The organism is Bifidobacterium sp. 2450 (assembly GCF_041900695.1).
GTDB classification, from domain to species: domain Bacteria; phylum Actinomycetota; class Actinomycetes; order Actinomycetales; family Bifidobacteriaceae; genus Bifidobacterium; species Bifidobacterium longum.
In genome coordinates, this window is the sequence record NZ_JBHEEA010000002.1 from 19,891 (window position 1) to 33,935 (window position 14,045).

Below are 14,045 nucleotides of genomic sequence, written 5' to 3' on the forward strand. Positions count from 1 at the left end.
AGTCCGCTAGGATAGACAACCATGAGCACGAACGAACAACTGGCATGGGATTTCGACGATGGGGATGTGGCCGAGGTCCGGCCTGATACCGGTATTGCACGTTTTGCCCCTGGCTCCGAACAATGGATAGCCGCACTGCAGCCCACTGACGACGACGCGATACGCCTCGACCGTTTCGACGTGAACACGATGACCGCTGAGGCCGCCACCCGCCTGTGGGCTCGCGTGGCCGCATGGGTGGAATCCGATCAGATCGCCTACTACATCGACGACTCACCCGTCAGCTCCGACGCCGCCTACGACGCGCGCATGCGTTGCCTCGAACGACTCGAAGCGGCGTTCCCCTCACTGGACGATCCGCAGTCGCCCACCCATCGCGTCGGCGGCTCCTTCTCCAACGACTTCGCCTCCGTGCGCCACCCCAGCCGCATGATGAGCCTTGACGACGTCTTCTCCATCGAAGAGCTCAAGGATTGGTACGATTCGGTGATTCGCGACCTCGATTGGCCCGAATCCAAGCCCCTGCCTATGAGCTGCGAGGTCAAAATCGACGGCCTCGCCCTGAACCTCATCTATCGCAACGGCGTACTTGAACAGGGCCTGACGCGCGGCGATGGCGTTACCGGCGAAGACATCACCCTGAATGTGCGAACCATCGGCTCCATTCCCGCCAACCTCGGCGGCCCCAAGGAAGATGTTCCGGACTTCGTGGAAATCCGAGGCGAAGTGTTCATGCGCTGGGATGACTTCCACACCCTGAACAACGAGCAGGAGGACGCCGGACGAGCGCCCTTTGCCAACCCGCGCAACGCCGCCGCCGGCTCGCTGCGTCAAAAAGACCCTCGCATCACCGCCACTCGTCGCCTGAGTTTCTATGCGCATGGTCTGGGGCAGCTCACTTGGGGGCCGGACCATCCGCGCGGCACCCATGATGTGGTCGCCGACCAGTCGCAGGCCTACGATTTATACACCAAGTGGGGCGTGCCGGTCTCCCCGCACAATCGTGCGGTGACCTCATTCCAGGAGATCCTGGACATGATCGAGTACTACGGCGAGCATCGCGGCGACATCGAGCACGCGCTCGACGGCATCGTCGTCAAGGTCGATGACTTGGGCCTGCAGCGTACCCTCGGTGCCACCTCGCGCGCGCCGCGCTGGGCCATCGCCTACAAATACCCGCCCGAAGAGGTCAACACCGAACTGCTCAACATCACCGTGCAGGTGGGGCGTACTGGCCGTGTGACGCCGGTCGCCGTGCTCAAACCTGTCTACGTGGCCGGCTCCACCGTGGCTCGTACCACGCTGCACAACGGATTTGAAGTCAAACGCAAGGGCATTCTGATCGGCGACACCGTGGTGGTGCGCAAGGCCGGCGATGTGATTCCCGAACTGGTCGGCCCGGTGCTTGAACGGCGCAAAGGGCGTGAGGACCAGCTGCGCGAATTCGTCATGCCCGAGTTCTGCCCTTCATGCGGTGCGAAACTGTCACCCGCCAAGGAGGGTGACAAGGACATTCGCTGCCCGAATGTGGAAAGCTGCCCGGCCCAGTTGACCGAGCGCGTGATTTCGCTGGCCTCACGCAAGGCGTTCGACATCGAGCACTTGGGCGAACAATCGGCCATCGCTCTGACCAACCCGGAGGAGAACCGGCCTGATTCGGTGGCGACCTACGCGCCGAACATCACCGAGGTTCTGGTCGCCCCCGGCGAAGAGCCTGACCCGTACGAGCCGGTGGAAGGGCTGGAATTGCCGGCCGCGCAGAAGCCGGTGTTGTCTAACGAATCCGGGTTGTTCAACCTGACCGCCGCCGATCTGCGCGACGTGCGCGTGTGGCGTGAGGCCGCAATCGTCGAGGTGCATGAGACGGTCGGTGCGAACGGTAAGAAGAAAAAGGTGCGTAAGCGTGTCGGCGGCTCTGGCCTGTGGCATCAGGTGCCTGCCTTCTGGACCGCGCCCACGCCGGCCAAAAAGCTCACGGCCAAGCAGCTGGCCGAACGCGCGCAAGGGGAGGCCGCAATCGAATCTGCCGAAACACAGGGAGGTACCGCCAGCGAGACGACCGGCGCACCTACCGGGGCTGAGGCTCCACTTGGTGCTATGCCGGGCTTTGCCGCAGCCTCCTATCCTGAGTATGACGTGCCGGCCGACGCGGTTATCGTGCGCGTGGATCACAAGGCCACGCGCACTGGCGTCACGGATGTACCGGTGATCATTCGGCCCGGCGAAAACACGCGCAAGTTGTTCGACGAAATGGACAAGGCCCGTCACGCCGACCTGTGGCGTGTGCTGGTCGCGTTGTCGATTCGCCGGCTCGGTCCGCCTACCGCACGCCTGATTGCCTCGGCGATGGGCTCGCTGACAGCCATCGAGAACGCCACGATTGAAGATCTGACGGCCATCGACGGGGTGGGCCCGGAAATCGCCGAATCGGTGGTGAACTGGTTCGCCGCCACCCGCGAACCCGGCGACTGGCGCGGCGCGACTTTGCGTGCTTGGCAGGCCGCCGGCGTGGGTGTCGACGAGGCCGAGACCAGTTCGTTGCCGCAGACGCTGACCGGCAAAACCGTGGTGGTCACCGGTTCGTTGGAGGGCTATTCGCGTGATTCCGCCAAAGAGGCGATTATCGAGCGCGGCGGCAAGGCGGCCGGTTCGGTGAGCAAGAAGACCGATTACGTGGTGATTGGCGCAAACGCCGGCTCCAAGGCCACCAAGGCCGAGGAACTCGGCATCCCCATGCTGGGCGAAACCCAATTCGCCCAGCTCCTAGCCACCGGCACCATCTAAAATAGCCCCCTCAGACGCTTCATTAACCCCCTCTGATGAGGGGGCTGTCAGCCTTTAGGCTGACTGGGGGAGAGAAAAAGCGAATCCCGCCCCAGTGTGACTTATCCACTCCCTCTGGCATGCCGCCGCATCACACGCTAGGGTAGAACAGGCCCTAAAGGAGGATACGGATTTATGAGCGACGCACGTCAGATCGAAGCCGACATCTACGAACGCCTGAGCAAGGTCATCGACCCCGAGCTCGGTCGTTCGGTCACCGACCTCGGCATGATTGCCGCCATCGAAGCCGCGCCCGCATCGTCGGACACCGGCACTTACGACGTCACCGTGCACGTTGAGCTGACGGTTCCCGGATGCCCACTGAGCGAGACCATCACCAACCAGATCAATGGCGCGGTCAGCTCCTATCCGGGCGCACAGCTGCTGCCCCATATCGAAGTCGGTTCGATGAGCCGTGACAAGCTGGCCGATCTGGTCGCCGACCTCAAGGCCGAACGCAAGCAGAACCCCTTCAGCAAACCGGGTGCCAAGACCCGCATCTTCGCCATCGCCTCCGGTAAGGGCGGCGTCGGCAAGTCCTCGGTTACCGCGAACCTGGCCGCCACGTTTGCGGCCCTCGGCTTCGACACGGCCGCCATCGACGCGGACATTTATGGCTTCTCACTGCCGCGCCTGTTCGGCGTGCATACACAGCCCACCAATCTGAATGGCATGCTCATGCCGGTCACCGCGTGGGGCGTGAAACTGATCTCCATCGGCATGTTCGCCGGTGCTGACCGGGCGATTCTGTGGCGTGGGCCGCGACTGCAGCGCTCCTTGGAACAGTTCCTGTCTGACGTATGGTGGGGCGAGCCGGACGTCCTCTTGCTTGACTTGGCTCCCGGCACCGGCGACATGGCGATTTCCGTGGCCCAGGCGCTGCCCAACGCCGAACTCGTGGTGGTCACCACCCCGCAGCCCTCCGCCTCTGACATCGCCGTGCGCTCCGGACTCGTGGCCCTGCAGGTGCCGATGAAGGTGCGTGGCGTGGTGGAGAACATGAGCTACTACGAGCATAAGGGCGAGAAGCTGGAGATTTTCGGTGCTGGCGGCGGTCAGCGCGTGTCTGAACAGCTCACTCAGGCGCTGGGCTATGACGTGCCGCTGATGGCCCAGCTGCCGCTGGAACCCGAAGTGCGCGAGACCGGCGAGGCCGGCCGGCCGGCGGTGCTGGACGCCGACGGCGTTTTGCGTACGGATGGCATTGGCCAGACCTTCCGAGGGTTGGCTGAACGGCTGTTGGCAGTGTGAGCCCGCGCAGCTTCACACTTTTGTAGGCGGCGCTGGCGTTTAAGTCCGGCTCGCTGCTGGTGGGCGAATCGCTTGACCACAGCACCCGTGACCTGGTGGTCGAGGCAGTGGAGCTCACTGCCGGCGTGGATAGGCTCATTAACCTGCAGGCCATTCGCATGGACGAGGACGCCGTGCCGCGCTGCCTTGGTATGAATGGGAGATCTACGTCGAGCCCGATATCTGGCGGGCGCCTCGCAGTAAATAGCGGAATAGCGCATTATCGGTGCGATGCTAAGAGGTAATGGCCCATGAGCGGTTCCAATCGGCGAGATTGCGTTGCCGGGACACCACGACATGGGCCATCTCGATAAAACGATGCCGCGTGTCGGCTGTTCTCAGGTCATCCGCAGTGACGAGAATGACGATCCAGCCGAGCAGTTGCAATGCGTTTCGCTTTGCCGCGTCGATTCGCATTTGTGCCGGATCGGCGTGATAGGCTCCCTGATATTCGAACGCGACGCGGCAGTCCGGATATGCCATATCCAATATGACGTATGAGTTGCCGATATTCACGCGATAGTTGGCGGTGGGGCATCCCAAGCCCGAATCCTTCAGCATCCCAAACAGCGTGTTTTCCGGCGGAGAATCCGTGTTCTCTGTCATGTAGGGCAGTGCCTCGTGGCATTTGTTACGACCTATGAACCGCGGACTGATTTCCAAGTAGGTATCGAAATCCTTGCGAGTGGCCATTCTGCGCCGTTTATCGCGGCTCATCAAAGAGGCTCCAATGGCCGCAAGTTCCTCCAGTGTGGAGTATTGGGCCATCTGAGCCCACATCATGACCGGCGAGGCAATCCAGAACTGCTCATAATCCTTTTTGCGGATATCCAGTTTTCCCTTAAACACATGGAAGACCACGCCTTTGATTCGTCTGCGTTTGTTGGCACTGGAAACACAGGCGTGCACGGCATCAACAGATAGCGTGCAATGTCGGGGGATGGGCGCGCCGTAGTAGTTGGCCGCATTGATGTATCCCACCAGCAATGGACCTTTCGAACGGCGCGCAGCATCATTGCAGCGTTCACGTTCTGCTCGGCGTCGGCCGACAATATCCTCATGCATAAAAGAGCTCATGATGCGACCGTAAAGCTGATTTGGACTTGAACGCAAGCCAGGCAGGGCAATGTGGTTCCAGCTTATGGAGTTATCCACATTGTCTATTTGCGCAGAGAACGGTTCTCAGTAGTATCTGTGCGCTCAAATGAACAAGAACATAACAATCTCACATCATCGCAAACGGCGACATGGCAGTGATTAGGGCATATTCCATGTGCGCTTCGGGCGTAGAGAAGTGTGCACAGATATTATTGAGAACCGTTCTCTGCGCGCCTATCTGGCCAAGACCTCGGTGGGCAGGAACACCGTGCGCTGGAACGGCCGGCCCTCGATCTGGCCAAGCACTAGGGTGGCCAAGCTGACGCCGAATGCGTCCATTGGCTGGCGCACGGTGGTCAGCTGCGGGTGCATGGCGTCGGCGTCGGCGTCGGCAAGTACGACGGTCCGATGATATAGGCGATTCGCCGATACCCGCGCCCCAACATATGCTCGGTGAGCTTGCGTGAAGCGAGTCGGTTGTCGATGTCGACGGTGGGGAAGGGGGTGGCGCTGCCATAGCCGACGCCGGAAATGGCGACTGGCACGCTGATATTGGCGAATCCCTGAAATAGCGGGTCGTCCTTATGAAATGTGTTGAGAATCCATCCGTCAGCGAATCCGCTGGAGGCGAGTCTGGCGATACGCGCGCCGGCCGCAGGGGAGACGGAGATCAGCGTGATGAGTTGATAATCGGCGTTGCCGAGTGTCTGGTTGGCGTTGAGCAGGATGGTGCTGATATTGGGGTCGGCGATCAGTGAATCCGGCTGCCCGTGCACCACGAACGCCACGGTTTGCGTGCGTTGGCGCACCAATGAGCGGACGGCGTTGTTCGGCGTGTAGTTCACCTGCTTGACGGCTGCGGCGATGCGCTCGGCTGCCTTGGCCGAGACGTGCGGATTGCCATTGAGATAACGGGAGACGGTGGCGTAGGAGACGCCGGATGCCGCGGCGACGTCCATGATAGAGGACCTATGAGTACGTCAATGAGTGCAAGTCCTGCACAGGCCGTACCGCATGGCGCAGCGCAGTCCGCATCGCCCCGCCGCCGAACCAACCCCGGCAAGATCGCGCGCCGCGCCGGCACCACTATCCTCGACCTGCTGTTCTGCGTCGTATGGTTCTTCCCGGTCTACTGGATGATTATCACCGCCGTAAAGCCGCGCGATGAGATCATGACCACGACCCCCGTGTTCTGGCCCACGCACCTCTCGCTCGTCCTGTCGATTATTGTCGCGTTCTTCGCGTGCGCGGCCCTGACCCTGTACCGCTTCCGCGGACGCAAGCCGATCATGGTGTTCGTGCTGGCCATCCAGATGACCTCCGGCGGCATCATCCCGCAGTTCATCATCTACAACCAGCTCGGCCTGCTCAACAAATACAGCGGCCTGATCCTGGCGTACATCGCCATGGTGCTGCCGTCCGCGATCTGGAACATGCGCGGGTTCTTCCTGAACATCCCGAAGGACATCTTCGAATCCGCGGGCGTGGAAGGCGCGAACGACTGGCAGATCCTGTGGAAGATCACCTTCCCGCTGGCCGCGCCCGGCATCGTCTCGACCTCGGTGTTCGCGTTCATCAACGCCTGGAACGACTACATGATCGCCTATACGTTCATGAAGGACCAGTCGAAGTATACGCTGCCGGTATGGCTGTCGTCCTTCTCGACACCCACCATGGGCACCGATTTCGGCGGGCAGATGGCCGCTTCGGTGATCTTCTCGTTGCCGGTGGTGGTGTTCTTCATGCTCATCCAGCGCAACATCATGAAGGGCGTGACGACCGGTGCCGTGAAATAGCGTATGCCGCCGTACCTCACCAAACGATTCGTCCGCTGATGGCGGCGCGGCCACGTGTCGCCTGCCGTCAGCGGACGAACGATAATAAAAACAGTATGAAAGGGACAGCTGTGCCCACATTCGAATATAAGGCCGATGCCGCAACGCCGTGTCTCACCCTGATTCCCGCTCCGGTGACATTGGAATACACGCATGGCACGGCTATGATCGGGTCCTTGGTGACGATCGAGAAACGAATTCCCGAATATGCCGTCACCGAAGATGCCGATGAGGCCTGGGAAACGCTGCCGATTGAGCAGCTGTCCAGCGAACTCGAGCGTTACTGCGGCGTCACCGTCCGTACGCGCCGAGTCCTCACAGCCACAGATGAAGCCGACGCCGGCGCCAATGCCGCCGAAAAAGCGCGAGATGCGGGCGCGGGTGCGGGTGCGCCGGCAGCGATGAACGGCACCGTCATATCGCTGTGTGTGGATGCGCGATTGGCACATGACGAATACACGCTGGATGTGTTCGCCTCAGATACCATCGCCGTGCGTGGTGGCAGCGAAAGCGGATTGCGGTACGGCATGCAGACACTGCGGCAGATGATCAGGCAAACCTCGCGGACCTTGCCCTGCCTGCATATCCAAGACAAGCCTGCGTTCGCGGTGCGCGCCTACAGTCTTGACGTGACGCGCGGGCGTGTGCCGACGGTGGCGTTCCTCACCTGGTTCATCGATCAGCTGGCGTTGTATAAGTACAACCAATTCCAGCTGTACGTGGAACATGCCTTCGCTTTCGGCGAGCTCAGCGAAGCGTGGCGCGGCACTGACCCGCTCACGGCCGGCGACATCATGTTCCTGGACGAATACTGCACGCACCACGGTATCGAACTGGTGCCGTCCTTGGCCGCTTTCGGGCCCATGTATATGAACCTGCGCATCCGTGAACATCGTGGACTGGGAGAGTTCCCCGAAGACGCCGACCGTCCGTTCAGTTTCATCGAACGAATGGAACACCACACACTGAACGCAGCCAACCCCAAGTCGCACGATTTCGCCTCGCACCTAATCGAGGAATACGCGCCGCTGTTCCGCTCGCGGTCCTTCAATATTGGTGGCGATGAGACTTTCGACTTGGGCCGTGGCCGGTCCGTACAGGACTCGCCGGGCGCCAGTCGCGATGAGCTGTATGCCGATTTCGTCAAAGACCTATGCAGCACGCTTGCCCATCGTGGTCTACAACCGATGCTGTGGGCGGACATCGCGCTCGAGAATCCGCACACCATGGACTTGCTGCCCGGCGACATCACGATGCTCAACTGGATGTATGAGCCGGATATCGACGAAAGCAAGATCCAGACCATCGCATCACAAGGCCGCCGCCAATTCGTGTGCCCTGCTGTGCGGGCGTGGAGCCGGTTCTTCCCCGACTATGGCGGTGCCTGGCTGAACACGTACCGCATGGCGGTGGCTGGGCTCAAATATGGTGCGGAAGGCATGGTGGTCACCGATTGGGGTGACTATGGGCATGTCAATGATCCGCGGTTGAGCGTGCCGGGACTGTGTTACGGTGCGCAAAACGCATGGAACCCGGTTGCAATTGACGCATGCGAAATGAACCATCGGATTTCTAATCTGGCGTATGGCGACGAATCCGGTTGGCTTATGGATTCACTCGCTCGCATCGACTCCGATGGAGTGTCGTTCCCCTGGGACCTCGCCGTGCAAGTGCTGGAACTGGAATACGGTTCCGGCACCGGCATGCTGAATACGGATGTGGCATCGTATGTGGAACGGTCGTGCGGGGGAGAGCTCATGTTTGACCGTGCGCTGGGATGCGCCGACGCGCGCCGCCGACTGCTCTTGCGGAACCATGCCCGTCTCGAACGACGCCGGGATTGCGACCGGACGTTGATCGATTGCGGCAGTGCGGTTGTCGCGGTGCTCGATGGCTCGGCACGAGGAGGATTGAACCCGGAGCTGCTGTGGGTGATGCTGGATGGGCAGCGGTTGTTCAATAGGCTGGTATTGGCTGGCGGCGAGGACGCCTGTGGCGCCAAGGATGTGACCGGCCGTGCGCTGGATGCCTCGCGCCGCGCCCGTCTTGCCGCCGATTTGGAGTTGTGGTTCGAACGGTACCGTGTGCAGTGGCTGTCCATCGGCCGTTACGCCGAGTTGGCGCGTATCGCCCATGTGGTGTGGTCGTTTGCGGACATATTGCGTAGGGGAGCGCTATAGGGGGCTCACAGAAATTCGGTCCTGCTGAGAACAATGTGAGGCTTACGCGCCGTCAAACGCACATGGTGATTTCAAAAATGGCGAATTGCTGCCATTCTTGCACCTGTGCGTTTGATGGGGAATGTGCGTATGCCTCACAGCTTTTGCATAAAGCATGAAAATGTGTGAGACCGGCGTATATAACGTATGATAAAGAGTCAACATTCGTGGTGTGGTGGGTCCATTAAGGGGGTGTGGTGGTGGCAGGTATCAAAGATGTGGCGGCATGTGCCGGCGTATCGATTAGCACGGTGTCGTATGTGATGAGCGGAAAGCGCTCCATCAAAGAAGAGACTAAACGAAAGGTGCTGAAAGCGGCGAAAGAGCTGGGATATATGCCAAGCCGCACTCAGGAGCTGCGGCATAGAGGCCCGACCAAGGTTCTGGCGTTGAGTTCGCCGCTCCATGAATACACCGACTATTCGAATTATGCCGTGTTCTTCTTTGCGCTTGCCATGCGCGCCAAGCGATATGGGTATGACCTCCTGCTGCTCATGCACGAATACGGCGATCAGGAACTGACCCGGGTCGCCGCCGAAGGCGTGGTCGATGGCATCCTGCTGTTGGATGTGCTGATGTGCGATGCCCGTGCCGATGTGGCTCGCGCTCTCGACGTGCCTGTGGTGGCGGTCGGGTACCCGAGCAATTCCGATGCGGTGTATTCGGTGGATTTGGATTTCGAGCGTATGGGTCGCGAGGCGATGGAGAAGGCGTATGCGCTGGGGCATCGCCATGTGCTGGTGGCCGGCGCGGACAGCAGCGCGTATGAAGACGGCTCCAATTACCTGGTCCGTTTTCTTGACGCCGCAAAGAAAAAGGGCGATGACCTCGGCATATCCGTGATCTTCAAGCCATCTACCGGCAATGGACGTGACGACGTCAATCTGATGTTGGATGAGACGTTCCTTGAAAACCCGGCGATTTCCATGATCATTTGCCAGACGAATGCGGTGCATGTGGCCAACGTGCTCAACGGTCTGCAGGATCGTGGATTGTGCGTGCCCGATGACGTTTCGGTGATGGCCGCATGCACGCACGGGCTGGGATCTTTGCCGCGAGGCGTGGATGAGATGCCGATGATGCCGACCGAAACCTGCTCGCGTGCAGTGGATCTCATGATGGAGGTGCTCAACGGCGACCGTGACGATGTCGGCCGTGTGGAGATGCTTTCTTCGCGTTATATCGCACGTGGCACCATGGCGAAATGCTCGCGCAGCTGACAAGAGCTCGGGTGTTTGTGGCTATTCGCCTTAGGTGAATAGTCGCATTTTATGCAGTATTCCGAATATGAATTAACAGTGTTAAGAATGAGAGTGCTCACATCGAAAAGTCGTTGAAATAATCGTCGAAATTATCGAAATAATTTGAGAACGTCGTTACCGGTCCCTTATATTTCTAGTGGATGGCATTTCGACCGGTTTCAATAATCGTCGAAATGTTCTCTCATCAGTAAAGAAGCTGAAAAGGAGAAAACGATGAAGTTGACTCGCAAATTTATCGCCGCTGGACTTGCAGTTGCGACCATGATCGGTGTTGCTGGCTGTGGTAGCAGCGATGAAGTCGCACAGGAGGAGAACCCCACCTCCATCAAGATCTAGCACTACGAGGAATCGACCACCGCGCAAGGCAAGGCGTGGGACAAGGCTATCGAAATCTTCGAAAAGGAGACCGGCGTCAAGGTCGAATTCGAGAAGAAGGCCTTCGAACAGATTCGCCAGAACGCCTCCCAGATCCTCAACTCCGACGACGCTCCGGACGTTATGGAATACAACAAGGGCAACGCCACGTCCGGCCTGCTCGCCAGCCAAGGCCTGCTCACCAACCTCAACGATTACGTGTCCGAATATGGCTGGGACAAGATCATCACCGGTTCCTTGGCCGACACCGGCAAGTACGATGAGCAAGGCGTGATGGGCTCCGGCGACTGGTACGGCATCACCAACTACGGTGAGGACTGCCTGCTCTACTTCAACCAGGACATGTTCGACAAGTACGGCATCGCGATTCCGACCACCTTCGACGAGCTGGAAAGCGCGATGGCCAAGTTCAAGGAGAACGGCATCACCGCACTGTCCGTCGGCTCCGCCGAGTACCCGACCCAGCACCTGTGGTGGCAGCTGGTGCTCTCCAAGGCCGATGACAAGTTCATCAAGGCCTACGAGATGTACGACGGCAAGGTCGATTGGAATTCCGAACCGCTCACCTACGCAACCGAGAAGATCAAGGAATGGGTCGACAAGGGCTACATCTCCAAGGATTCCACCAACCTCAAGGCTGAGGACGCCGGCCAGAACCTCATGACCGGCACCAATCCGATCCTCTTCTCCGGCACCTGGTGGCACGCTCGCTTCAAGGAAGAGGCCGCCGGTCTGAACGTTTCCTACTCCAAGTTCCCTGACACCAAGAAGATTGTCGGCTCCTCCGGTAACGTCTGGGTCATTCCTCAGAACTCCGCCAAGAAGGATCTGGCTGCCAAGTTCATCAACATCACTCTGAGCAAGGAAGTCCAGAACTACATGGCCGAGCAGGGTGGCTTGGCTATCAACTCCGACGTCGATTCCATCAAGGATGAGGACACCAAGGAATTCGTGGCCCAGTTCGATGACGCCGTCAAGGAAGGCCAGCTCGGCTTCTACCCGGATTGGCCGACCTCCACCTTCTACGATGAGCTCAACGCCTCCCTGCAGGAGCTGGTCAACGGCACCGCCGACGTGAAGACCGCGCTGAACCAGATGAAGGACAACTACGACAAGGGCCTCGAGGCCTCAGGCATCGTCGTCGAGTAGCATTCGATCCTTTCCTCTTCCCTTCTTCCAATAGGCGAACGAAGGCGTGTGGTCGGTTTCTCCTTCCCTTGCCGTCACACGTCTCCGTTCGTGTCCCAACAGTCTTGCACACTCTACCGTTTGGAAGTGTCTGATGAAAACAAAGACCAATAAAGCCAAGCACCCGGAAGAAACCGCAATGTCGCGCATCCCGGGCAGCCCTTCGAATCGTTTCTGGCTGTACCTGATTCCCGGTGTGGCAATGCTCACCTGGATCATCATCGTTCCGGGCATCTGGAACATCTATCTGAGTTTCACTAACTATCGTGGCATTAGGCCGCCGGTCTGGGCCGGCCTCAAGAACTGGGCCCGACTGATGAAGGACGATACCTTCTGGATCTCCTTCCGCAACTCGATCTGGATGATCATCGCCATGGTGGTGATCCCGATTCTGCTCGGTCTGATCCTCTCCTCGCTGATCTTCGACGTTGTGCAGAAGAAGTTCGGCCCCAAGGCCGCGTCCACGATGCGTGCCGTCTACTACTTCCCGCAGCTGCTGCCTATCGCCATCGGCTCCTTGGTCATGGGCTGGATCTTCCGAGCTGAGAACGGTGCTCTGAACTCATTGCTCAGTGCCATAGGCCTTGGAAGCCTGCAACATGACTGGCTTGGCAAGCCGGATACGGCCCTGATCTTCCTGATGCTTATCATGATCTGGATTCAGGTCGGCTATCCGTTGGTCATCTTCATGTCCGGCTTGCAGCGCGTCGATCCGGAACTGTTGAGGCCGCCAGCTTCGATGGCGCCAACTGGTGGCAGCGTTTCAAGACCATCACCCTGCCGTCCATCAAGCCGGAGATCTTCGTGGTGGCCCTCACCTGCACCATCGCGGCACTGAAGGTGTTCGCCCCGGTGTACATGCTGACCAAGGGTGGCCCCGGCACTACCACCATCGTGCCGTCCTACTACTCCTACACCCAGTTCTTCCAGGTACAGCAGGTCGGCTACGGTGCCGCGATTGCGACCGCTCTGACAGTCGTCATCATCATCGTGGCCATCGTGTTCACCAACCTTCAGCAGAAGGTCGAAGCCGAGGACGGAGAGTGATTGAAAAAATGAGCACTATGAGCGCAGCTGAACTGAAGAAAATCGCCAAAGTCAAGAAGAACCGCACTGCCGGTGACTGGCTGATCATCGTACTGCTGATTATCGGCGGCTTGGTGATGCTGTTCCCGTTCGTCGTTCTGTGCCTGAACGCCTTCAAGACTTCGGCCGACTACAACGCTAACGGCCCGCTGTCCTGGCCTACCTCGTTCACGCTTGATGGCTTCATCAAGTTCTGGACCCGCGTCAACTTCCCCGAAAAGGTGTGGAACTCGATTTGGACCTCCGGCTTGGTGGCAATCTTTGCCGTGGTGCTGTCCGTGTTCAACTCCTTTGCCCTCGGCATCGGCCGAGTCAAGGGCCGTCGCTGGATCATCCTGTTGATCATGCTCGCGAACATGCTGCCGCAGGAAGCCCTCCTATACCCGCTGTACATCATGTTCAAGGAAATCGGCCTGTACAACAACCCGTGGTCCATCGTCATCATCTTCACCGTGATTCAAAGCGCATTTGGCACATACCTGTTGTCGTCGGTGTACGGCACCTTCCCGAAGGCGATTCTGGAAGCGGCCACCATCGATGGCGCAAGCCGCTGGAAGATTCTCAAGGATATCGTCTTCCCGATTTCGAAGCCGACTCTGGCCGTCATGCTGGTGTTCTTCTTCATCTGGACTTGGAACGACTACATGATTCCGATGGCCTTCCTGATCGACAACTCTTCGCAGACCGTCCCGATCGCCATCGCCTCGCTGTCCGGCGACCGTCTGATGGATGTGACGACCACGGCCTCTGCCTCGCTGATCAGTATCGTGCCGACCTTGATCTTCTTCCTCCTCTTTTAGAGGACGCTGTCGAACGGCATCACCACCGGCGCGGTGAAGTAAGGTCATTCGCACAACAGGCAATTCAAT

At 59.3% G+C, this 14,045-nt stretch carries 9 protein-coding genes and 2 pseudogenes; 8 read left to right on the forward strand and 3 right to left on the reverse strand.

Annotation, left to right across the window (positions count from 1 at the left end; translation table 11 throughout):
- The first annotated feature begins 21 nt into the window (after window positions 1-21).
- Both ligA and ACEUKI_RS00650 read left to right on the forward strand, forming a co-directional pair.
- A complete protein-coding gene (ligA, locus tag ACEUKI_RS00645; protein ID WP_144169634.1) occupies window positions 22-2,784 on the forward strand; it encodes an NAD-dependent DNA ligase LigA in 2,763 nt (920 codons plus the stop codon).
- A gap of 174 nt (window positions 2,785-2,958) precedes the next feature.
- The gene (locus tag ACEUKI_RS00650; protein ID WP_144169633.1) at window positions 2,959-4,074 is read left to right on the forward strand and encodes an Mrp/NBP35 family ATP-binding protein; all 1,116 of its coding nucleotides are present in this window, start codon (window positions 2,959-2,961) and stop codon (window positions 4,072-4,074) included.
- Between the two features lie 273 nt (window positions 4,075-4,347).
- On the opposite strand, the gene ACEUKI_RS00655 is transcribed toward ACEUKI_RS00650, so the two are convergent.
- From ACEUKI_RS00655 to ACEUKI_RS00665, 3 genes are all read right to left on the reverse strand, one after another.
- Window positions 4,348-5,178, reverse strand: coding sequence for a hypothetical protein (locus ACEUKI_RS00655; RefSeq protein WP_007054011.1), 831 nt, complete (start codon window positions 5,176-5,178; stop codon window positions 4,348-4,350).
- Between the two features lie 267 nt (window positions 5,179-5,445).
- The gene (locus ACEUKI_RS00660) at window positions 5,446-5,583 is read right to left on the reverse strand and encodes a transcriptional regulator (RefSeq protein WP_318156508.1); all 138 of its coding nucleotides are present in this window, start codon (window positions 5,581-5,583) and stop codon (window positions 5,446-5,448) included.
- Window positions 5,568-6,170 carry a LacI family DNA-binding transcriptional regulator gene (locus tag ACEUKI_RS00665; protein ID WP_236838392.1) on the reverse strand — a complete coding sequence of 201 codons (603 nt, stop codon included), beginning with the start codon at window positions 6,168-6,170 and terminating at the stop codon, window positions 5,568-5,570. The genes ACEUKI_RS00660 and ACEUKI_RS00665 overlap by 16 nt, the downstream gene beginning before the upstream one ends.
- Before the next feature lie 24 nt (window positions 6,171-6,194).
- On the opposite strand from ACEUKI_RS00665, the gene ACEUKI_RS00670 reads away from it, so the two are divergent.
- The 6 genes and pseudogenes from ACEUKI_RS00670 (at window position 6,195) to ACEUKI_RS00695 (ending at window position 13,976) form a co-directional block, all read left to right on the forward strand.
- Window positions 6,195-7,007: a carbohydrate ABC transporter permease gene (locus ACEUKI_RS00670; protein ID WP_080786086.1), complete on the forward strand. Its 813-nt coding sequence runs from the start codon at window positions 6,195-6,197 to the stop codon at window positions 7,005-7,007.
- A 110-nt stretch (window positions 7,008-7,117) separates the two neighbouring features.
- The gene (locus tag ACEUKI_RS00675; RefSeq protein ID WP_080786087.1) at window positions 7,118-9,226 is read left to right on the forward strand and encodes a family 20 glycosylhydrolase; all 2,109 of its coding nucleotides are present in this window, start codon (window positions 7,118-7,120) and stop codon (window positions 9,224-9,226) included.
- 239 nt (window positions 9,227-9,465) lie between these two features.
- Window positions 9,466-10,485 (forward strand): LacI family DNA-binding transcriptional regulator, encoded by a 1,020-nt coding sequence (locus ACEUKI_RS00680; protein ID WP_144169631.1) that lies wholly within the window; start codon window positions 9,466-9,468, stop codon window positions 10,483-10,485.
- Between the two features lie 402 nt (window positions 10,486-10,887).
- Window positions 10,888-12,051, forward strand: a pseudogene (locus ACEUKI_RS00685) (ABC transporter substrate-binding protein); the annotation flags it as partial.
- Window positions 12,052-12,184: 133 nt separating this feature from the next.
- Window positions 12,185-13,137: pseudogene (locus ACEUKI_RS00690) on the forward strand (carbohydrate ABC transporter permease).
- A gap of 17 nt (window positions 13,138-13,154) precedes the next feature.
- On the forward strand, window positions 13,155-13,976 hold the full coding sequence (locus ACEUKI_RS00695) for a carbohydrate ABC transporter permease (protein WP_115770401.1): 822 nt from the start codon (window positions 13,155-13,157) through the stop codon (window positions 13,974-13,976).
- Window positions 13,977-14,045 lie beyond the last annotated feature (69 nt).